Genomic DNA, 22,267 nt, shown 5'->3' with positions numbered 1-22,267 from the left:
CCGGACCCGCACTCGCTGTCGTCCAGTGCAATCGGCGGTGGCTAGGCGTGCCAGGGGCGGCGGCGCCCTGCCTTTTGGGGCGCGGGGAACTGCGCGATCAGCCCCCACCGGACCCGCACCCGCCGCCGTTCGGAGCAAGGAACCGCGGCTTTCCGTGCCGGGGCCTACTAGGGGCGCGGGGAACTGCGCGAATGCCCCCCACCGGACCCGCACCCGACCGCACCCGACCGCACCCCCCGGCGTACCCGCCCCCGACCCCGCGCTCACCCCGCCGTCTTAGACTGGCCCCGTGAGTGAAAGCGACAGCGACCCGTTCGACGACATCGTCGGCGCCGAGACCGACCGCGACCCCGACCTCGCCGTCATCGAGGCCGGCAGCCGCACCCTGCGGACCCAGGGCGCACAGCCCGCCACGGACGTGCCCACACGCCCCGAGGACCCCGCCGTCGACGCGGCGCTGCGCGAGGTGGAGGCCGAGCTTGCCACCCGCTGGGGCGAGACCAAGCTGGAGCCCTCGGTCACCAGGATCGCCGCGCTGATGGACGTCCTGGGCGAGCCCCAGCGCTCGTACCCGTCCATCCACATCACCGGGACCAACGGCAAGACCTCCACCGCCCGCATGATCGAGGCCCTGCTCGGCGCCTTCGAGCTGCGCACGGGCCGGTACACGTCCCCGCATGTGCAGTCGATCACCGAGCGGATCAGCCTCGACGGCGCCCCGATCACGGCGGAGCGGTTCATCGAGACGTACCAGGACATCAAGCCGTACGTCGAGATGGTCGACGCCGCCCAGGAGTACCGGCTGTCGTTCTTCGAGGTGCTCACCGGCATGGCGTACGCCGCGTTCGCCGACGCCCCCGTCGATGTGGCGGTGGTCGAGGTCGGGATGGGCGGCACCTGGGACGCCACCAATGTGATCGACGGCGATGTCGCCGTGGTGACGCCGATCGATCTGGACCACACCGACCGGCTCGGCTCCACCCCCGGCGAGATCGCCACGGAGAAGTCCGGGATCATCAAGCCGGACGCCACCGTGATCATGGCCCAGCAGCCGGTGGACGCGGCGCAGGTGCTGCTGAAGAAGGCCGTCGAGGTGGACGCCACGGTGGCCCGCGAGGGCCTGGAGTTCGGGGTCGTGGCCCGGCAGGTCGCCGTCGGCGGACAGCTCGTCACCCTGCGCGGCCTCGGCGGCGAGTACCCCGAGATGTACCTCCCGCTGCACGGCGCGCACCAGGCGCACAACGCGGCCGTGGCGCTCGCCGCGGTGGAGGCGTTCTTCGGCGTCGGCGCCCAGCACAGCCAGCCCCTGGCCCTGGACACCGTGCGCACGGCGTTCGCGTCGGTCGCGTCGCCGGGCCGCCTGGAGGTCGTACGGCGCTCCCCGACCGTCGTACTGGACGCGGCGCACAACCCGGCGGGCGCGCGGGCGGTCGCCGAGACGGTGGGGGAGGCGTTCCAGTTCACCCGGCTGATCGGGGTGGTCGGCACGAGCGCCGACAAGAATGTGCGGGGGCTGCTGGAGGCGCTGGAACCGGTCTTCGCGGAGATCGTCGTCACCCAGAACTCCAGCCATCGCGCGATGGACGCCGACGAGCTGGCGGCCGTCGCGGTGGAGGTGTTCGGCGAGGAGCGGGTGCAGGTCGAGCCGCGGCTGCCGGACGCGTTGGAGGCCGCGATCACGCTGGCCGAGGAGGAAGGTGAGTTCTCGGGCGGCGGTGTGCTGGTCACCGGGTCCGTCATCACCGTGGGAGAGGCCCGGCTGCTGCTGGGGAAGGGCTGAGGCCGTAAGAGATGCGTACGCTCTGTTCGTCGACCCTGATCGGCGAGATCTTCATCATCGGCTTCGCCGGGCTGGTCGCCATGAAGGACCCCGACCTGTCCACCCAGACGGTGTGGACGGTGTGCGGGATCGCCATGTTCGTGTCGCTGATGCTGTGCGGGGTCGTCACCCGGCCCGGCGGGATCGCGCTCGGCTGGGCGCTCCAGGTGGGGCTGATCCTCGCCGGGTTCGTCGTCCCGCTGATGTTCTTCCTCGGGGCGATGTTCGCCGGACTGTGGTGGGCGTCGGTGCACTACGGGCGGAAGATCGACGAGGCGAAGGCGAGATTCGCGGCGCAGGGCGGTCCTGACGCCGGAGCCGGGGCCTCCCCTTCGCCTGACGCTGCGTGAGGACGGGCCGGGGACGCCCTGTAGCCTCGTCCCACCGCACGCACACCGTCAGGTAGTAAGAAGGAGTCCCCCGTGACCCAGCGCACCCTCGTCCTGCTCAAGCCCGACGCCGTGCGGCGCGGACTGACCGGCGAGATCATCAGCCGTATCGAGCGCAAGGCCGGCTGGCGGATCACCGCGCTGGAGCTGCGCACGCTGGACCAGGAGACGCTGGAGCAGCACTACGGGGAGCACCAGGGCAAGCCGTTCTACGAGCCGCTGATGGAGTTCATGGCGTCCGGTCCGGTCGTGGCGCTGATCGTGGAGGGCGACCGGGTGGTGGAGGGGGTGCGCGCGCTGGCCGGGCCGACCGACCCGATCGCCGCGGCGCCCGGCTCCATCCGGGGTGACTTCGGGGTGATCGTGCGGGAGAACCTGATCCACGCGTCCGACTCGGAGGAGTCCGCGGAGCGCGAGGTGAAGATCTTCTTCCCGGGGCGCGGCTGAACTCCGAGTCTTGAGCCCGCGGCTGATCCGCCTCAGTCCTGAGCCCCGGGCTGATCCGCTTCAGCCTTGAGCCTGCGGCTGATCCGCCTCAGTGTTGAGCCCGGGGCTGATCCGCCTCAGTGTTGAGCCCGCGGCTGATCCCCGCGCCCCCGTTCATGACCCGTTCGGCCCAGGAACGCCCGCGGGCCACTCGGGGGAGTTTTGGTGGACGTTCCTGACGGGATGTCAATCGGATCACGACGAGTGACCGATGAGGACTGCCGAGTACGGTGGGGCGGCCGGGCGTTTTCGGCCGCCCTTTGGCATATGCGTGGCGATCGGGGGAACGGATGCCCCCGATGGACCGTCTCCACAAGCGAGGCGGTTCGCCATCTGCTGACAATGGCGAAGACCCTCGCGCGGTGTTCGTGCAGGCGCGTCTACGATGGAAGCGTTCACGTCACCGCACCCACCTCGCCTACCTGAAAAGCCCTCAAAAGCTCCGTGGGAAGGCCAGACGAATCCTGATGGGGAACTCAATGTCGTTCATCGGCCGTGACATGGCTGTCGACCTCGGGACCGCCAACACGCTGGTGTACGTCAGGGGTCGCGGGATCGTACTCAACGAGCCGTCCGTCGTCGCGATCAACACCAACACCGGTGGAATTCTCGCGGTCGGCGCCGAAGCGAAGAAGATGATCGGGCGCACCCCGGGCAACATCGTGGCGGTGCGCCCGCTGAAGGACGGCGTCATCGCCGACTTCGAGATCACCGAGCGGATGCTCCGCTACTTCATCCTGAAGATTCACAAGCGGCGGTATCTCGCCCGGCCGCGAGTCGTCGTCTGTGTGCCGTCCGGCATCACGGGCGTCGAGCGCCGTGCCGTCATCGAGGCGTCGTCCCAGGCCGGCGCCCGCCAGGTGCACATCATCGAGGAGCCCATGGCCGCCGCCATCGGCTCCGGCCTGCCGGTCCACGAGGCCACGGGCAACATGGTGGTGGACATCGGCGGCGGCACGACGGAGGTCGCGGTCATCTCGCTCGGCGGTATCGTCACCGCGCAGTCCATCCGCGTCGCGGGCGACGAGCTGGACAACGCGATCATCCAGCACATCAAGAAGGAGTACTCCCTTCTGCTGGGTGAGCGCACAGCCGAACAGATCAAGATCACGATCGGTTCGGCGTACGACCTCGACGCCGACGAGCACACCGAGATCCGCGGCCGGGACCTGGTGTCCGGGCTGCCCAAGACGGTCGTCATCTCCGCCGCCGAAGTGCGCAAGGCGATCGAGGAACCGGTCAACGCGATCGTGGACGCGGTGAAGACCACGCTCGACAAATGCCCGCCCGAGCTGTCCGGCGACATCATGGACCGCGGAATCGTTCTCACCGGCGGCGGAGCCCTGCTGCGCGGACTCGACGAACGGCTGCGCCGGGAGACCGGAATGCCGATCCACATCGCCGAGGACCCGCTCGACAGCGTGGCGCTCGGCTCCGGAAAGTGCGTCGAGGAGTTCGAGGCGCTCCAGCAGGTGCTGGACGCCCAGCCGCGCAGATGACATAACTCTTCGATTCCGCCGTACGAGACGATCCCCTCTCGTGCGGCGGATCGTTGATTAAGAGGCATAAGCTCCCTACACCTATCCGTTTCGTATCGGCATCGCTTCCGCATCGCCCCCGCTTCGCTTCCGCATCGCACCCTGTTTCGCCCCCGTTTCGCCTCGCGCGTATCCCGTTCGCGTCCGCCGCACCTCCGTCACGTATCCGCTTCCTATCCGGTCGGCGAGTCACCATCGCCGTATCGGTGAATCGGCCGGACGGCGGTATCCGGTATCCGGTGTACGGGGATACCGCACCACCCACCCGAGAATTCCTATGAGGAAGGGCACGGCCGCCGCACGTGAGGGACACACGAGAGAGCCGGCTGCTCCTGGTACTGCTGGTCGCCATCGCGTTCGCACTGATCACGGTGGACATCCGCGGCGGTGAGGACTCACCCGTCGACGGAGCCCGGCAGGCCGCGGCGACGGTCTTCGGCCCGATCGAGAACGGGGTGGCCTCCGCGGTCGACCCGGTGGGCAACGCGATCGCCGCGATCCGCGACTCCGGTGAGCGCCACGACCGGCTCTCCGAGCTGGAGCGGGAGAACGCCGCCCTCAAGGCGCAGATCGGCAGCGAGGACCGCGGCCGGAGCCGGCTCGCCCAGCTCGACTCGATGCTGAAACTCGCGGGCGCGGGCCAGTACGGCATCAAGGGCGCCGAAGTCATCGCCATAGGAGCGGCCCAGGGCTTCTCCTGGACCATCACCATCGACATCGGCGCCGACGACGGCATCAAGCGGGACATGACGGTCCTCAACGGCGACGGACTGGTCGGCCGGGTCACCACCGTCGGCCCGCACACCTCGACCGTGCTGCTCGCCAACGACCCCGACTTCACCGTCGGCACCCGGATGGAGGGCAACGACGAACTGGGCTTCGCCTCCGGCCAGGGCGACCGCCCGCTGCGGGTCGAGCTGCTCAACGGCAAGGCCGAGATCAAGAAGGGCGACCGGCTGGTGACCTTCGGCTCCGAGGCCGACAAGCCGTTCGTGCCGGGTGTGCCGGTCGGTGTGGTCTCGCGTGTCGACCCGTCGGGCGGCGATCTGACCCGCACGCTGTATGTGACGCCGTACGTCGGCTTCAGCAAGCTCGACATCGTCGGCGTGGTCGTCGAGGCGCCGAAGAAGGACCCGCGCGACGCCGTGCTGCCGGCCCGGCCCAAGGCCAAGCCCACCCCGACCGTCACGGTGACCGTGACGCCGGGCGCGGACGGCGAGCTGCTGGAGGAGCAGGTCGGCGGCGAGCGGTTGCAGGGCGGCCGGGAGCAGCGACCCGGCGCCCAGGAGACGCCCGCCGCCAGGGAGACGCCCGGCGCCCAGGACGGACAGGACGGACAGGCCGGGCAGGACGGGCAGGACGGCCTGGAGGAGCAGGGCGGCCGGGAACTGCCGAACGCCCTGGACCTGCCAGGGGCCATGAACCAGCGAGACCCGCAAGGGCAGTAGGGGAGCCGAACTCATGCGCTTCAACAGGATCTTGCTCTCCACCACCCTGGTCGTCGTCGCCCTGGTCATCCAGGTCAGCGTCCTGGCCCGGCTGCATCTGCCGGGCGCGGTGCCCGATCTGCTGCTGCTGACCGTCCTCGGCCTCGCCCTGGTCTACGGCCATGTCGGCGGCGCCCTGGTCGGCTTCGGCGCCGGGCTCCTCGCCGATCTCGCCCCGCCCGCCGATCACGCGGCCGGGCGCTACGCGCTGGTGCTCTGCGTGATCGGCTATCTGGCCGGACTGGTCAAGCCGGAGAACGGACGGCTGAAGTCGGCCACCGCCCCGATGGTGGTGGTCGTGGCCGCCGCGGTCGGGACGACCCTGCTGTACGCGGGCGTGGGCGCCCTGGTCGGCGACACCGCCGCCCGCCATGTCGGGCTGCCCAGCCTGCTGTTCACCGCCGCCCTGTACGACCTGCTGCTCGCCCCGTTCGTGGTCCCCGCGGTCATGGCGCTGGCCCGGCGCGCGGAGAACGACCCACTGGCCGAGTCCTCCGCCGCCGCGAAGAGCGCTGACATCTCCTCCGGCTGGCTCTCCTCCGGCACGGGGCTGCGGATCGGCAACCAGCGGGGCGGCATCGGCGGTCTGAAGGTGAAGGCGGCGCGCGCCCGGGTGGCCCGTGCCGGTCGGATCAAGGGGGTCAAGCGGCTGTGACCGCAGGGCAGTTCACCCGAACGGGGGAGCCGGGGCGGAACCCGGGCCCGTCGGCCGCTCGTTCCTCACTCGTACACACACACGCACGGGCGCACGCATCGGCCGTACGGCCGTACGCGCAGGTGACCCCGTACCCGTCCGCGCGTCCGCGTACCCGCCGCACGCTCACGCTCACGCTCACGCATCCGCACACGTCCTGAGAGGGGGAGGCAGCCGCAGTGACCAACATCCCCGAGACCGGCCGGACCCCACGGGTCCAGATCCGGCTCGTCGTCATCCAGATCCTCGTCCTCTCCCTGCTCGGCACGCTCGGCGGCCGGCTCTGGTACCTCCAGATCCGCGAAGGCGCGGAGTACGCCAAGGAAGCCTCCGGCAACCATGTGCAGCAGGTAGTCGACCCCGCCGTCCGCGGCTCGATCCTGGACGCGCGCGGAGTCCCCCTCGCGGACAACGAGACCCGGCTGGTGGTCTCCGCCTCCCGCACCGAGCTGCTGAAGATGCCCGACGACGGCGACTCGGTGCTCGCCAAGCTGGCCGGTGTCCTCGGGTTGCCGCCCAAGGAGGTCAAGGAGAAGGTCCGGCTGTGCGACGCCGAGACCCCCCAGCCCTGCTGGAACGGCTCGCCGTACCAGCCGATCCCGATCACCGACGAGGCCACCCCGCGCCAGGCCCTCCAGATCCGGGAGCGTGCCGAGGACTTCCCCGGCATCACCGCCGAACCCCAGGCCGTCCGGCGTTACGCGGCCCCGGGCCAGGCCAACACCGCCCAGGTCCTCGGCTACCTCTCCCCGGTCACCGACGACGAGTTGCAGAAGGCGAAGGACACCGACTCCCCGTATCTCCGCTCCGACCAGGTCGGCCGCTCCGGCCTGGAGCGGGAGTACGACGCGGAGCTGCGCGGCAAGGCGGGCGTCACCCGCTACGAGGTGGACAACCTGGGCCGGGTCATCGGCGAGGCCGACGCAGACCCGGCCCAGCCCGGCGCCAACCTGGTCACCAGCATCGACGCCCGGGTCCAGCGGGTCGCGGAGTTCGAGCTGAACGAGGCGATGAAGAAGGCCCGCAAGGACTGGGACCGCAACACCCAGCGCACCTACGAGGCCGACGCGGGCGCGGTCGTGGTGATGGAGGCCAAGACCGGCCGGGTCGTCGCCATGGCGTCCAACCCGACCTACGACCCCAACGCCTGGGTGGGCGGCATCTCCGCCAAGGACTACGGGGCGCTCACCGGCAAGTCCTCCAACTACCCGCTGCTCAACCGGGCCATACAGGGTCAGGCGGCCCCCGGCTCCATCTTCAAGGTGGTCTCCACGGCCGCCGCGGTCCAGGCGGGCTACGACTTCGACGGCCGGTACAACTGCTCCAGCTCGTACTCGGTCGGCGGCCAGGTCTTCAAGAACTTCGAGTCGCAGAACCACGGCCCGATCGACCTCGGCCGCGCCCTGGAGGTCTCCTGCGACACCGTCTACTACTCCCTGGCGCACAGCGAGTGGCAGAAGGACGGCGGCATCGACCCCAAGGGCAAGCCGAACGACTACTTCTACAAGGCGGCCCATCAGTTCGGCCTCGGCAAGGAGACCGGCATCGACCTGCCCAACGAGGTCACCGGCCGGGTCCCGGACCGCCAGTGGAAGCAGGACTACTGGAAGGCCAACAAGGACGCCTGGTGCAAGACCGGCAAGAAGGACGGCTCGTACGTCGAGATGATCGCCTACGAGAACTGCCTCGAAGGCAACAAGATGCGCGCCGGTGACGAGATCAACTACTCCATCGGCCAGGGCGACACGCTGGTGACCCCGATCCAGATGGCCACCATCTACGCCGCCATCTCCAACGGCGGCACGCTCTACAACCCGACCGTCGGCAAGGCCGTGATCAGCGCCGACGGCAAGCAGGTCACCGAGATCAAGCCCGAGTCGCACGGCAAGCTGCCGGTCACCAAGAACACCCTGGACCAGATGGACGAGGCCCTGGAGGGCGTGGCCACGCGCGGCACGGCGGCCTGGCGGTTCGGCGGCTGGCCGCAGGACGAGATCCCGATGCACGCCAAGACGGGCACGGCGGAGGTCTACGGCAAGCAGACCACCTCGTGGTTCGCCACCTACACCGACGACTACGCGATCGTGATGACGATCTCCCAGGGTGGTACGGGCTCCGGAGCCTCCGGCCCGGCCGTGCGCAACATATACGACGCCCTGTACGGCGTCTCCGACGACGGCGTGATCACCAAGAAGAACGCGCTGCTGCCGACGCCCCAGGTGTCCCTGCCCAAGGTGCGTACGGACGGCACGATCACCTCGCCGAAGATCGCCAAGGACCCGGCGAAGGAGCAGCAGGCGTTCCAGACGGCCCAGGAGGAGCCGGTCGAGGGCGGTCAGATCCCGGCGGGCACCACGCAGTCGCCGGAGGCGGACAACCGGCGGACCCGCCGGCGCCGGGGCGGGGGTCCCTGGGGCGGCGGACCGCGCTGCGGCGACCCGAGGGGCGGACCCGGCCCGGCGCCGGGACCTGGAGCTGCACTCGGATCTGGACCAGGAGCTGGACCCGGAGCCGGACCCGGGCGGGAGACGTCCGGCGGTGGGCGCAGGCGGCTCGGAAGGGCCGCCGGGGTGCGGCGCGCGCTGGTGGCCGCGGTGCAGGACGGCCGGAAGGCGGCGGACGCATGACCGGGGCGAACAGCTTCCAGGTGTCCGGGTACGGGCCGGAGCGGGCCGGATGGACCCGGCTGCTGGCCCGGGACTCGCTGGCCCGGCGGCTCGACTGGCCGATACTGCTGTCGGCGCTCGCGCTGTCCCTGATCGGCTCCCTGCTGGTCTACTCCGCGACCCGCAACCGCACCGAGCTGAACCAGGGCGACCCGTACTACTTCCTGTTCCGGCATCTGCTGAACACCGGCATCGGCCTGGCCCTGATGATCGGCACGGTCTGGCTCGGCCACCGCACCCTGCGCACGGCGGTGCCGATCCTCTACGGGGCGTCGGTCCTGCTGATCCTGCTGGTGCTCACCCCGCTCGGCTCGACGGTCAACGGGGCGCACTCCTGGATCCAGGTCGGCGGCGGCTTCTCGCTCCAGCCCTCGGAGTTCGTGAAGGTCACGATCATCCTGGGCATGGCGATGCTGCTCGCGGCCAGGGTGGACGCGGGCGACAAGCCCTACCCCGACCACCGCACCGTGCTCCAGGCGCTGGGCCTGGCGACGGTGCCGATGCTGATCGTGATGCTGATGCCGGACCTCGGTTCGGTGATGGTCATGGTCATCATCGTGCTGGGAGTGCTGCTGGCGTCCGGAGCCTCCAACCGCTGGATCTTCGGCCTGCTGGGCGCGGGCACCACGGGCGCGCTGGCCATCTGGCAGCTGGGGATTCTCGACGAGTACCAGATCAACCGCTTCGCAGCGTTCGCCAACCCCGATCTGGACCCGGCGGGCGTCGGCTACAACACCAATCAGGCGCGGATCGCGATCGGTTCGGGCGGGCTGACCGGGTCGGGCCTGTTCGAGGGCTCGCAGACCACCGGGCAGTTCGTGCCCGAGCAGCAGACCGACTTCGTGTTCACGGTGGCGGGGGAGGAGCTGGGCTTCCTCGGCGCCGGACTGATCATCGTGCTGATCGGCGTGCTGCTCTGGCGGGCCTGCCGGATCGCCCGCGAGACGACGGAGCTGTACGGGACGATCGTCGCGGCCGGGATCGTGGCGTGGTTCGCGTTCCAGGCGTTCGAGAACATCGGGATGACCCTCGGCATCATGCCGGTGACGGGTCTGCCACTGCCGTTCGTGTCCTACGGAGGGTCGTCGATGTTCGCCGTGTGGGTGGCGGTGGGGCTGTTGCAGTCGATCAGAGTGCAGCGTCCGATGTCGGCGTGAAACCGGCGTCGGACGCGCCGCGGGACGTCGGTGGCGGGGGTGGAGTGACGGAGGTGACCGGGGTGACGGGACGCCGGTGGCCAGGAGTGACTTGACTGTGCCCTTGCGTGACGTTTCCCTCTGGTTCACCGGGCGTGCACTCTGCCATCGCGGCGCGCCTGCCATTAGGGTCGGTTCATGGCGGAGACGAAGCGTGAAATCGAGCGCAAATACGAATCCGACGAGAGTGGCCTGCCGGATCTGACCGGCGTGGCCGGGGTGGCGGCGGTCGTCGACAAGGGCGTCGCCCAGCTGGACGCCACCTACTACGACACCGCCGACGAACGCCTCGCGGGGGCCGCCATCACCCTGCGCCGCCGTACGGGCGGCTCGGACGCGGGCTGGCATCTGAAGTTCCCGGTCGCCCCCGGCGTGCGGGACGAGATCCAGGCGCCCCTGTCCGACACCCTGCCCCGGGAGATCGCGGCCCTGGTGCGGTCCCGGGTCCGGGACACCGACCTGCTCCCGGTGGTGCGGCTGCGGTCGGCGCGGGACGTGCGGGAGCTGACGGACGGCAAGGGGCGGCTGCTCGCGGAGGTCAGCGTGGACGCCGTGACGGCGGAGCGGCTGACCGGGGACGGCGGCCGGGCGCAGTGGACCGAGATCGAGGTGGAGCTGGCCGACGGGGCGGACCCCGCCGTGCTGGACAAGGTGGACAAGCGGCTGCGCAAGGCGGGCGTGCGGCCGTCGAAGTCGCCGTCCAAGCTGGCGCGGGCGCTCACCGAGACCGCGCCGAAGAAGGCCCGCAAGCACCGGCGGGCGGCCACCCGGCCCGCGCCGCCGGTCACCGCCGGGGACCATGTGCTGGCCTATCTGCGCGAGCAGCGGGACACGATCGTCGCGCTGGACCCGGCCGTACGCCGGGACGTGTACGACTCGGTGCACCGGATGCGGGTGGCGACCCGCCGGACACGCAGCGCCTTCAAGTCGTACGGGAAGCTGCTGGACCGGGCGGTGACCGACCCGATCGGCGAGGAGCTGAAGTGGCTCGCCGGGGAGCTGGGCGTGGACCGTGACCAGGAGGTGCTGACCGAGCGGCTCACCGACGCCCTCGGGGCGCTGCCGCGCACCCTGACCGCGGGCCCGGTCCGCACCCGGCTGCGCACCTGGTCGCACGCCCGGCGCGGCGGCTCCCGGCGCCGGCTGATCGCCGTCCTGGACGGGCGGCGGTATCTGGCCCTTCTCGGCGCGCTGGACGCGCTGCTGGCCGAGCCGCCGCTGCTGAAGCCCGCCGCGGGGGACCCGGCGAAGGTGATCTCCCGGGCCGTGCGCAAGGACTTCGACAAGCTGGCCGTGCTGGTGGAACAGGCGCTGGAGCTGCCGCCCGGCCACGACCGGGACTTCGCGCTGCACGAGGCCCGCAAGAAGGCCAAGCGGGCGCGGTACGCGGCGGAGGCGGCGGTCCCGGCGCTCGGCGACCCGGCGGGCGGGCTGGTGAAGTCGATGAAGTCCGTGCAGAGCCTGCTGGGCGACCACCAGGACAGTGTGATGACCCGCGAGGCCCTGCGGGACCTGGCCCAGCAGGCGCACTCCGCCGGGGAGAGCGCCTTCACCTACGGCCTGCTGTACGGCCGCGAGGAGCGGCGGGCGGCGGACGTGGAACGGGAGCTGCCGGGGGTGTGGGCACCGATCCGCGCGGAGGTTCCGGTCTGAGGGGACGGGGGTTGAGGGGACGGGGTCTGAAGCGACGGGGGCTGAAGGGACGGGGTCTGAGGGGACCGGGGCTGAGGGGATGGGAGCGGGCGGCGCTACGGGCGGGCGCTTCCGGTCCGCTCCGACCGCCGTCTCCGTACCGCCCCTGGATCGTCCGCGGTCGGCCCCGCCCCGTCCCCGTACCGCTCCTGCTTCGTCCGCAGTCCGCCCCGCCCCGTCCCGTCCCCGTACCGCTCCCGCTTCGTCCGGGGTCCGCCCCGCCCCCGTCTCCGTACCGCCGGCATCGCCCCCAATCCCCTCCCGCCCCCAATCCCCTCCCGTCCCCGGTCCCCGGACCGTCCCCGGGGACCCCTCGCCCCCGGGGACCCCTCGCCCCTCCCCACGGCGTGCGGAGCGCGGCTCAGCCCGCGCTAGGCTGGATGGTCACTCTTCCCCCAGCCTCCGGCCGGGGTGCCCCCCGTCAGCTCACGAAAGTCCCGCGATGTCTGCCGAGTCGGTTTTCCCGCAGCTCGAAGCCCTGCTCCCGCATGTGCAGAAGCCGATCCAGTACGTCGGTGGAGAGCTGAACTCCACCGTGAAGGACTGGGACTCCTGCGATGTGCGCTGGTCGCTCATGTACCCGGACGCCTACGAGGTGGGGCTGCCCAACCAGGGCGTCATGATCCTCTACGAGGTGCTGAACGAGCAGGAGGGCGTCCTCGCCGAGCGCACGTACAGCGTGTGGCCGGACCTGGAGGCGCTGATGCGGGAGCACGGGGTACCGCAGTTCACGGTGGACGGGCACCGCCCGGTGAAGGCGTTCGACGTGCTCGGTGTGTCCTTCTCCACCGAGCTGGGCTACACCAATCTGCTGACCGCGCTGGACCTGGCGGACATCCCGCTGGCGGCGGCGGACCGCACGGTCGACGACCCGATCGTGCTGGCGGGCGGTCATGCCGCGTTCAACCCGGAGCCGATCGCCGAGTTCATCGACGCGGCCGTCATCGGCGACGGCGAGCAGGCCGTCCTCGACATGACGAGGATCATCCGCGCCTGGAAGGCGGAGGGCCGCCCCGGTGGCCGGGACGAGGTGCTGCTGCGCCTGGCGAAGACCGGCGGCGTCTACATCCCGCGCTTCTACGACGTGGAGTATCTGCCGGACGGACGGATCGGCCGGGTCGTGCCGAATCGTTCCGGTGTGCCGTGGCGGATCTCCAAGCACACGGTGATGGACCTGGACGAGTGGCCCTACCCCAAGCAGCCCCTCGTACCGCTCGCGGAGACCGTCCATGAGCGGATGTCGGTGGAGATCTTCCGTGGCTGTACGCGCGGCTGCCGGTTCTGCCAGGCGGGCATGATCACCCGCCCGGTGCGGGAGCGGTCGATCACCGGGATCGGCGAGATGGTCGACAAGGGCCTGAAGGCGACCGGCTTCGAGGAGGTCGGCCTGCTGTCCCTGTCCTCCGCCGACCACAGCGAGATCGGCGAGGTCGCCAAGGGCCTCGCGGACCGCTACGAGAAGGACAAGATCGGTCTGTCCCTGCCGTCGACCCGGGTGGACGCCTTCAACGTCGACCTGGCCAACGAGCTGACCCGCAACGGCCGCCGCTCCGGACTCACCTTCGCCCCCGAGGGCGGCTCCGAGCGGATGCGCAAGGTCATCAACAAGATGGTCTCCGAGGAGGACCTGATCCGCACGGTCGCCACCGCCTACGGCAACGGCTGGCGCCAGGTGAAGCTGTACTTCATGTGCGGCCTGCCCACCGAGACCGACGACGACGTCCTCCAGATCGCCGACATGGCCATGAACGTGATCGCCAAGGGCCGTGAGGTCTCCGGCTCCGGCGACATCCGCTGCACGGTCTCGATCGGCGGTTTCGTCCCCAAGCCGCACACCCCGTTCCAGTGGGCGCCCCAGCTCTCCGCCGAGGAGACCGACGCCCGGCTGGAGAAGCTCCGCGACAAGATCCGCGGCGACAAGAAGTACGGCCGGGCCATCGGCTTCCGCTACCACGACGGCAAGCCCGGCATCGTCGAGGGCCTGCTGTCCCGTGGCGACCGCCGCCTCGGCGCGGCGATCCGCGCGGTGTACGAGGACGGCGGACGCTTCGACGGCTGGCGCGAGCACTTCTCCTACGACCGCTGGATGCACTGCGCGGACAAGGCGCTGGCCCCCTTCGGCGTGGACGTCGACTGGTACACCACCCGCGAGCGCTCCTACGAGGAGGTCCTCCCCTGGGACCACCTGGACTCCGGCCTCGACAAGGACTGGCTCTGGGAGGACTGGCAGGACGCCCTCGACGAGACGGAGGTCGAGGACTGCCGCTGGACGCCGTGCTTCGACTGTGGGGTGTGCCCCGCCCTGGACACCTCCATCCAGGTCGGCCCCACCGGCAAGAAGCTGTTGCCGCTGAGCGTGGTCAACGGCGGGGGCTGACCGGCCGCGTCTCGGCGCGGCGGGGCCCGGCGTACTCAGCCGCACCAGCGCACGGCGGGCTCAGCGCACCAGCGCCGGGCGTTTCGGGTCGAAACGCCAGTCGGGGATGAGTCGGCGCATGGCCGCCGTGTCGTCCCGGTCGGACCGGTCGAGGGACCGGTGGCGGTCATGGGCCGCCGCCACCCGCTCCCAGTCCAGCTCCACGCCCAGACCCGGGCGTTCGGGCAGGGTGAGCCGGCCGTCCCGGATGGTGAGCGGATCGCGGCTCAGCCGCTGGCCGTCCTGCCAGATCCAGTGGGTGTCGATGGCCGTGATCTCCCCGGGTGCCGCCGCCGCGACCTGGGTGAACATCGCCAGCGACACATCGAAGTGGTTGTTGGAGTGCGACCCCCAGGTCAGCCCCCAGTCGGCACAGAGCTGCGCGACCCGCACCGAGCCGTGCATCGTCCAGAAGTGCGGGTCGGCCAGCGGGATGTCCACCGCGTCCGCCTTCACGGCGTGCGCCAGCTCCCGCCAGTCCGTGGCGATCATGTTGGTGGCCGTCCGCAGCCCGGTCGCCCGGCGGAACTCCGCCATCGTCTCCCGCCCCGAGAAGCCGCCCTCGGCCCCGCACGGGTCCTCCGCGTACGCCAGCACGTCCCGCAGCGACCGCCCGATCGCGACCGCCTCCGCCAGCGGCCAGCCGCCGTTGGGGTCGAGGGTGATCCGCGCGCCCGGGAACCGCTCGGCGAGCGCCGTCACCGTCTCCGCCTCCGCCCGGCCGTCCAGCACCCCGCCCTTCAGCTTGAAGTCCTGGAACCCGTACCGCTCCTGGGCCGCCTCCGCCAGCGCCACCACCGCGTCCGCCGTCAGCGCCTCCTCGTTGCGCAGCCGCGACCACCGGTCGGCGGCGTCCGGCTCGTCCCGGTAGGGGAGGTCCGTACGGCGGCGGTCGCCGACGTAGAAGAGGTAGCCGAGGACCGGGACCGACGTCCGGCGCACGCCCTCGCCCAGCAGCGCGGCCACCGGTACGCCGAGGTACTGGCCCAGCAGATCCAGCAGCGCCGACTCCACCGCCGTCACCGCGTGCACGGTCACCCGCAGATCGAAGGTCTGCGCCCCGCGCCCGCCCGCGTCCCGCTCCCCGAACCGGTCGCGCAGGGCGCGCAGCACGGCGTGCGGATCACCGACGGACGCGCCCACGACCAGTTCGCGGGACTCCTCCAGCGTCGTCCGGATGCGCTCCCCGCCGGGCACCTCGCCGACACCGGTCCGGCCGTCCGAGTCGGTCAGCACCACCAGGTTCCGGGTGAAGTACGGGGCGTGCGCGCCGCTGAGATTGAGCAACATGCTGTCCTCGCCCGCCACCGGGATCACCCGCAGCGCGGTGACGACGGGGGTGGCGGGATGAGGGCTGCCGGTCGCTCTGCTCGTCGTCGTCCTCGGCATCGTCTCCGCGCCTCCCGGGCCGTCGTCCGCGTCTGGCGGTGACGCTAGGAGGCTCGGGTCATGCGCGTCCAATATCGGTTCGGCATGGTGTGATGCGTCACGCGCATCGGCACCGGAGGGACGGGAAAGAGGGGCACATGTACTCGCTGGAGCAGCTCGCCGGGTTCGTCGCCGTCGCCGAGGAGGGGCACTTCGGACGGGCCGCGACCCGGCTCAACATGACCCAGCCGCCGCTCAGCCGCCGTATCCAGGCGCTGGAGCAGCACATCGGCGTGGATCTGCTGGACCGCTCGGGCCGCGGGGTGCGGCTCACCGCCGCCGGACAGAGTCTGCTCACCGACGCCCGCCGCATCCTCGGGCTCGCGGAACGCTCGGTGCACAGCGCGCGCCGCGCGATGGCCGGGCAGACCGGCACCCTCACCCTCGGCTTCACCGCCAGCTCCGGATACGTCCATCTGGAGACCGTCCTCGGGACCGCCCGGACCCGGCTGCCCGGCGTGGACCTGGTGCTGCGCGAGATGGTCACCGCCGCCCAGCGCGCCGCCCTGCTCGCGGGCGACCTCGATGTGGGCCTGGTCCGCCCGCCGGTCGCCGCCCCCGAACTGACCCGCCGCCCCTTCGCCCGCGAACCCCTGCTCGCCGCGCTGCCCGCCGCCCACGCCCTGGCGACCCGGCCCACACCCCCGGACGTCCGGGACCTCGACGGCGAACCGTTCCTGATGTACGACCCCGACGAGGCGCGCTACTTCCATGAACTGCTCGGCCGGCTCTTCCACCGGACCGGTACCGCGCCCGTGCACGTCCAGCACGCCAGCCAGGTGCACACCCTGCTGGCCCTGGTCGGCGCGGGCCTCGGCGTCTGCCTGGTCCCCGAGGCGGCCCGGCGGCTGGGCCCGGCCGGGGTGGTGTTCCGCCCGCTGACCGGCACGGGCGGTGTGCGCGCGGAACTCCAGCTGGCCTGGCGCACCGACCACCCGTCCCCGGCGCTGCGGGCGCTCCTGGTGGCCCTGGCCGACCCAGCCGACCCGGCGTGACCCCCTGTGACCTGCTGTGACCGGGTCGGGACGGCTCACGGGAACCTTCCGGCCGCCGGACACGTACTCTTGATAGCAGTACGACCGCACTCACGAGGGACTGAACGACACTGGGGAAGCGACAGCCCGAAGGCCCACCGCCCGTACCGGCGGTGCAGCGCATCCGACTGCGCTACACCAAGCGTGGCCGCCTGAGGTTCACCAGCCACCGCGACTTCCAGCGGGCATTCGAGCGGGCACTGCGCCGCGCCGAGGTGCCGATGGCCTACTCGGCGGGTTTCACCCCGCATCCCAAGGTGTCGTACGCCAATGCCGCACCCACCGGCACGGGCAGTGAGGCGGAGTATCTGGAGATCGCGCTCACCGCGCCGCGTGACCCGCAGCGCCTGCGCGCTCTTCTCGACGAGTCGCTGCCCGCCGGGCTCGACATCGTCGACGCCGTCGAGGCCCGTACGTCCGGGCTCGCCGACCGGCTCACCGCCTCCGTGTGGGAGCTGCGGCTCGACGGTGTGACCCCCGAGGACGCCGCCCGCGCGGTCGCCGCCTTCACCGCGGCCGGGACCGTCGAGGTGCAGCGCCTGACCAAGAACGGTATGCGCACGTTCGACGCCCGCCAGGCCGTGGCAAGCCTGACGAGCGAGCAGGACGGCGACGGCGTGGCAACACCGGGTTCGCCGGCTGATAGGCCGACCGACCGGCCCTGTGCGATACTGCGGCTGGTTGTTCGGCACGTGACGCCTGCCGTTCGACCCGACGACGTCCTGTCCGGTCTCCGCGCCGTGGCCGACCTGGCGCCGCCGGTCCCCGCAGCGGTGACCAGGCTGGCGCAGGGGCTGTTCGATGAAGAGACCGGTACGGTGACCGACCCGCTCGCGCCCGACCGCGAGGCGGACGCGGCCCTTGTTACGGCCGCCCCGACCGCCGCCGCGAAGGCACCGGCTTAGGGAAGGTCCCGCCTGGGACGACCGTCGAAAAGCGCCGCCCTCGTACTCGGGAGCCACCTGGGTCGGGCAGCGCACCGACCAGAAGACTTTCGCCAGGCCGTACGCGACAAGGCATACGGAACCGACGAGACAAGACACAGAGAGCTTCCGTGCGGCGCCCGCGCCCCGGACGGCGGCCCACGCGCATCGCGCGAGCCGCGGACGTCACCGGCCTTCCCGCCGGACCATGCGCGGCGCCCGGAAGCCTGACGGGAGAACCGCCCGCATGCTCGAACCGACCGAAGCTGCGGAGTCCGGGGACAACACCACCGACTCCGCCCAGAACACCCCCAGCGACACCCTGCCGCCGCGCCGTCGGCGCAGGGCGGCGTCCCGCCCGGCCGGACCGCCCGCCGGTACCGCCGAGGCACCGGCCGAGGTCGTCGCACCGGCCGTAGCGGCACAGGCCGCCGACCATGCCGACGATGCCGACGACGCCGACGATGTCGAGGACATCGCAGCCGTCGAGGACACCACGGAGACGGTCGCGGAGGTCGCGGATGTCACCGTGGGCGCCGATGAGGCCGCCGCGCCCGTGGTCGAAGAGACCGCGCCCCCCGCCCGGACCCGCCGCCGTGCCGTCCGTCGGGCCTCCGCGCCCGCCGGGGCGCCCGCCGCCGAGGCCGCCGAGACCGTGGTCCCGGCCAGCCCGGCGCCCGTCGCCGAGACCCCCGAAGCCCCCGAGGCCGCCGCCGTGAGCGCCGCCGCCGAGGAGCCCGCGCCGCCGCGCGCCCGCCGTCGCGCCACCCGCAAGGTCACCGCGCCCGCCGGGACGCCGGAGCCGTCGGCCGCCGCCCCGGCCGTGGCCGAGACCCCGGTGCCGGAAACCCCCGCCGCCCCGGCCGCCGACGCCGACACCGCGCCGCGCCGTACGCGCCGCCGGGCCACCCGCAAGGTGACGACCCCGGCCGCGGAGGCGGCGGAGCAGGCCGCGCAGACCGAAGCCGCCGAGCAGGCCGAGCCCGCCGAGAAGGCAGAGCAGGCTGAGCAGCCCGAGGCGCCCAAGGCGAAGACCTCCCGCGCGACCCGGACCTCCCGGACGTCCCGGGCCGCCAAGGCGGCAGCCGAGACGCCCGACGCGCCCGAGACGGCCGACAGCGGCCAGACCGCCGCCACCGCCGTGGCCGAGCAGCCCTCCGTCCCCGAGCAGGCCGCCGCCGAGGCGCCCGCCGCCGACGCCCAGACCGCCGACGCCGCCGACGAGGACTCCGCGCCCCGGCGCCGCCGCCGCGTCGTCCGCAAGCCCGCCGCCGGGTTCGCCGCGCCCCCCGAGGCCGCCGCGAAGACCCCGGCGCGCGCCGGGGCCGCCCAGGCGGGCGCGTCCGACGACCAGGACGACGCCCCGCGCCGCCCGGCGCGTCCCTCCGTCGCCGTCTTCCAGGCGCCGGTCTTCACCGAGCCGCGCTTCCAGACGCCCGAGCGGGCCGCCGCCGAAGCCGCCGCGGAGGCGGCCGAGGAGCCCACCGGGGCGTCCGGCGAGTCCGGTGCGTCCGGCGCCTCCGAGGCCGACGAGCCCGGTCGGCCGTCCGCGCGGGCCGACCGGTCCGCCGCGCCCGCCGAGTCCGCCGAGGACGCCTCCGGGCCCCGCGGCCGTCGCCGTCGCCGCCGGGGCGCCGCCGCCGAGGAGGCCGAGGCCCGCGCCGAGGTCCGCGCCGAGGCTCCGGTCGAGGACGAGGAGCCCCTCGACGACACCGACGAGGGCGCCGACCAGACCGACGACTCCTACGACGCCGAGGACGGCGGCGAGGAGACCGGCTCGCGCCGCCGCCGCCGTCGCGGTGGCCGTCGCCGTCGCCGTGGCGAGGCCGCCGACGGCGAGGGCGACGACAGCGCCGCCGAGCAGGCCGCGCAGGACGCCGAGGACACCGCCGAGCAGCTCGACGAGGACGCCGAGGACGACGACTCCGACCGCGCCGAGGACTTCGGTGGCTCGACCGCCGGGAGCCGTCGCCGTCGTCGCCGTCGCCGCCGGGCCGGGGACTCCTCCGGTGACGGCGAGCCGTCCGCCACCGACGACCCGGAGCGCACGGTCGTCAAGGTCCGCGAACCGCGCAAGCAGTCCGAGCGCGAGCCGTCCGACGAGGTGCAGTCCATCAAGGGCTCCACGCGTCTGGAGGCCAAGAAGCAGCGCCGCCGCGAGGGCCGTGAGCAGGGCCGCCGCCGGGTGCCGATCATCACCGAGGCCGAGTTCCTCGCCCGCCGCGAGGCCGTGGAGCGCGTGATGGTGGTCCGCCAGCACGGCGACCGCACCCAGATCGGCGTCCTTGAGGACAATGTGCTGGTCGAGCACTACGTCAACAAGGAGCAGTCGACGTCGTACGTCGGCAATGTGTATCTCGGCAAGGTGCAGAACGTGCTGCCGTCGATGGAGGCCGCCTTCATCGACATCGGCAAGGGCCGCAACGCGGTGCTGTACGCCGGTGAGGTCAACTTCGAGGCGCTGGGCATGTCCGGTGGGCCGCGGCGCATCGAGTCCGCGCTGAAGTCCGGGCAGTCCGTGCTCGTCCAGGTCACCAAGGACCCGATCGGCCACAAGGGCGCCCGGCTCACCAGCCAGGTCTCCCTGCCCGGCCGCTATCTGGTCTATGTGCCCGAGGGCTCGATGACCGGCATCAGCCGCAAGCTGCCCGACACCGAGCGGGCCCGGCTGAAGACCATCCTGAAGAAGATCGTCCCCGAGGACGCCGGTGTCATCGTGCGCACCGCCGCCGAGGGCGCCAGCGAGGACGAGCTGCGCCGCGATGTCGAGCGGCTCCAGGCGCAGTGGGCCGACATCCAGAAGAAGGCCAGGAGCGGCAACGCCCCGACGCTGCTGTACGGCGAGCCGGACATGACCGTCCGGGTCGTGCGGGACATCTTCAACGAGGACTTCTCCAAGGTCATCGTCAGCGGTGACGAGGCGTGGCAGACCGTCCACGGCTATGTGGCGCATGTGGCGCCGGACCTCGCCGACCGGCTCCAGAAGTGGACCAGCGAGGTCGACGTCTTCGCCACGTACCGGATCGACGAGCAGCTCGCCAAGGCGCTGGACCGCAAGGTGTGGCTGCCGAGCGGTGGCTCGCTGGTGATCGACAAGACCGAGGCCATGGTCGTGATCGATGTCAACACCGGCAAGTTCACCGGCCAGGGCGGCAACCTCGAAGAGACCGTGACCAGGAACAACCTGGAGGCGGCCGAGGAGATCGTGCGCCAGCTGAGGCTGCGCGACCTGGGCGGCATCGTCGTCATCGACTTCATCGACATGGTGCTGGAGTCCAACCGGGACCTGGTGCTGCGCCGTCTGCTGGAGTGCCTGGGCCGCGACCGTACGAAGCACCAGGTCGCCGAGGTGACCTCGCTGGGGCTGGTCCAGATGACCCGTAAGCGGGTCGGCCAGGGCCTGCTGGAGTCCTTCTCGGAGACCTGCGTCCACTGCAACGGGCGCGGTGTCATCGTGCACATGGAGCAGGCGACCGCCGCCGGTGGCGGTGGGGGCGGCAAGCGCAAGAAGCGCGGACGGGGCGGGGCCGAGACCCCGGACCACATCCACGAGACCGAGCCGGTCACCCCGGCGGCGGCCGAGACCGAGGCGGAGGTGGCCGCCGAGGCCGCCGTGCCGGTCTCGCTGGCCTCCCCGGCCTTCGAGCCGGACGAGGAGCTGTTCAGCAGCGTCGCCGAGGCGGAGGCCGCGGCCTCCCGGGGCGGCCGTTCCCGGCGCCGGGCCAGCCGCAGGGCGTCGGCCCCGGCGGGCGCGCCCCGTAGCGAGCCGGTCTCCCGGGCCGCCGCCCCGGCGGTCGCGCCGGAGCCGGTCGCCGACCCGGTGACCGTGGCGGACCCGGTGGTCGAGGCGGCGCCCGCCCCAGAGGCCGCCGTCGTCGCCGGTACCGAGGCGCCCGCGCCGGTCGACGAGGCCGCGCCCCAGGGCCGTACGCGTCGCCGGGCCACCCGCCGGGTGTCCGCGCCCGCCGGGGCACCCGAGGGCGCCGAGGCCACGGTCGTCACGGTGACCGAGCCGGCCCCGCAGCCGCTCCCGGAAACCGCCGCGCCCGCCGCGCCCACTGCGCCCGCCGAGGAGCCGGAGGCAGCCGCCCCCGCCCGTCCCCGGCGCCGCGCCGTGCGCAAGGCCACCGCGCCGACCGCGTCCGAGGACACGGCCGTCGTGGTCGTCCCGTCGGGCACGGCAGCGGAAGCCGAGGCGGAGCCGGTGACGGGGACGGACGAGGTGTCCGAGGACACCGAGGCCGCCACTCCCGCCAAGAAGGCGGCGGCCCGTAAGACGGCGAAGAAGGCCACGGCGAAGAAGGCGGCGACGAAGAAGACGGCCGCCAAGAAGACCACGGCCAAGAAGACCGTCGCGAAGAAGGTCACGGCGAAGAAGGCCGCGACCAAGAAGACGGCGGCGAAGAAGACCGCCGCGGCGGAACAGACGCTGTCGTCCGTGACGTCGGTGTCCGCGTCCACCGAGGACTGAGAAAAAAGGGGGGGCAGCCCGACCGGTC

The 22,267-nt window shown here is 72.2% G+C and carries 14 protein-coding genes; 13 read left to right on the top strand and 1 reads right to left on the bottom strand.

Annotated elements, in window-relative coordinates; genetic code table 11:
- Positions 1-289 precede the first annotated feature (289 nt).
- The 10 genes from AB0D49_RS22650 (at position 290) to AB0D49_RS22605 (ending at position 14,344) form a co-directional block, all read left to right on the top strand.
- Positions 290-1,780, top strand: a complete 1,491-nt coding sequence (locus AB0D49_RS22650) for a folylpolyglutamate synthase/dihydrofolate synthase family protein (RefSeq protein WP_362760124.1) — start codon at positions 290-292, stop codon at positions 1,778-1,780.
- Between the two features lie 11 nt (positions 1,781-1,791).
- On the top strand, positions 1,792-2,169 hold the full coding sequence (locus AB0D49_RS22645) for a DUF4233 domain-containing protein (RefSeq protein WP_362760121.1): 378 nt from the start codon (positions 1,792-1,794) through the stop codon (positions 2,167-2,169).
- A 72-nt stretch (positions 2,170-2,241) separates the two neighbouring features.
- A complete protein-coding gene (ndk, locus tag AB0D49_RS22640; RefSeq protein WP_362760118.1) occupies positions 2,242-2,655 on the top strand; it encodes a nucleoside-diphosphate kinase in 414 nt (137 codons plus the stop codon).
- A gap of 518 nt (positions 2,656-3,173) precedes the next feature.
- Positions 3,174-4,193: a rod shape-determining protein gene (locus AB0D49_RS22635; RefSeq protein ID WP_004931372.1), complete on the top strand. Its 1,020-nt coding sequence runs from the start codon at positions 3,174-3,176 to the stop codon at positions 4,191-4,193.
- Between the two features lie 341 nt (positions 4,194-4,534).
- On the top strand, positions 4,535-5,680 hold the full coding sequence (gene mreC, locus AB0D49_RS22630; protein ID WP_362760115.1) for a rod shape-determining protein MreC: 1,146 nt from the start codon (positions 4,535-4,537) through the stop codon (positions 5,678-5,680).
- Positions 5,681-5,693: 13 nt separating this feature from the next.
- On the top strand, positions 5,694-6,374 hold the full coding sequence (gene mreD / locus AB0D49_RS22625) for a rod shape-determining protein MreD (RefSeq protein ID WP_362760112.1): 681 nt from the start codon (positions 5,694-5,696) through the stop codon (positions 6,372-6,374).
- A 218-nt stretch (positions 6,375-6,592) separates the two neighbouring features.
- Positions 6,593-9,040, top strand: coding sequence for a penicillin-binding protein 2 (gene mrdA / locus AB0D49_RS22620; RefSeq protein WP_362760109.1), 2,448 nt, complete (start codon positions 6,593-6,595; stop codon positions 9,038-9,040).
- Positions 9,037-10,236 carry a rod shape-determining protein RodA gene (gene rodA, locus AB0D49_RS22615; RefSeq protein ID WP_362760106.1) on the top strand — a complete coding sequence of 400 codons (1,200 nt, stop codon included), beginning with the start codon at positions 9,037-9,039 and terminating at the stop codon, positions 10,234-10,236. The genes mrdA and rodA overlap by 4 nt, the downstream gene beginning before the upstream one ends.
- 177 nt (positions 10,237-10,413) lie before the next feature.
- Positions 10,414-11,928 (top strand): CYTH and CHAD domain-containing protein, encoded by a 1,515-nt coding sequence (locus tag AB0D49_RS22610; protein WP_362760103.1) that lies wholly within the window; start codon positions 10,414-10,416, stop codon positions 11,926-11,928.
- A 481-nt stretch (positions 11,929-12,409) separates the two neighbouring features.
- The gene (locus AB0D49_RS22605) at positions 12,410-14,344 is read left to right on the top strand and encodes a TIGR03960 family B12-binding radical SAM protein (protein ID WP_362760100.1); all 1,935 of its coding nucleotides are present in this window, start codon (positions 12,410-12,412) and stop codon (positions 14,342-14,344) included.
- A gap of 60 nt (positions 14,345-14,404) precedes the next feature.
- Here the strand turns inward: AB0D49_RS22605 and AB0D49_RS22600 are convergent, their stop codons facing one another.
- On the bottom strand, positions 14,405-15,772 hold the full coding sequence (locus tag AB0D49_RS22600) for an enolase C-terminal domain-like protein (protein ID WP_362760098.1): 1,368 nt from the start codon (positions 15,770-15,772) through the stop codon (positions 14,405-14,407).
- Positions 15,773-15,909: 137 nt separating this feature from the next.
- Here AB0D49_RS22600 and AB0D49_RS22595 point away from each other — a divergent pair, with 137 nt between their 5' ends.
- From AB0D49_RS22595 to AB0D49_RS22585, 3 genes are all read left to right on the top strand, one after another.
- The gene (locus AB0D49_RS22595) at positions 15,910-16,806 is read left to right on the top strand and encodes a LysR substrate-binding domain-containing protein (protein ID WP_362760095.1); all 897 of its coding nucleotides are present in this window, start codon (positions 15,910-15,912) and stop codon (positions 16,804-16,806) included.
- Positions 16,807-16,958: 152 nt separating this feature from the next.
- A complete protein-coding gene (locus tag AB0D49_RS22590; protein ID WP_362760092.1) occupies positions 16,959-17,750 on the top strand; it encodes a TIGR03936 family radical SAM-associated protein in 792 nt (263 codons plus the stop codon).
- Positions 17,751-18,015: 265 nt separating this feature from the next.
- Positions 18,016-22,239 carry an Rne/Rng family ribonuclease gene (locus AB0D49_RS22585; protein WP_362760089.1) on the top strand — a complete coding sequence of 1,408 codons (4,224 nt, stop codon included), beginning with the start codon at positions 18,016-18,018 and terminating at the stop codon, positions 22,237-22,239.
- Positions 22,240-22,267: the final 28 nt, after the last annotated feature.

The sequence above is a fragment of the Streptomyces sp. NPDC048290 genome, assembly GCF_040652095.1.
Lineage (GTDB): Bacteria > Actinomycetota > Actinomycetes > Streptomycetales > Streptomycetaceae > Streptomyces.
Note: the sequence above shows the minus strand (reverse complement) of the source record. Positions and strands in the feature narration are given on the sequence as shown.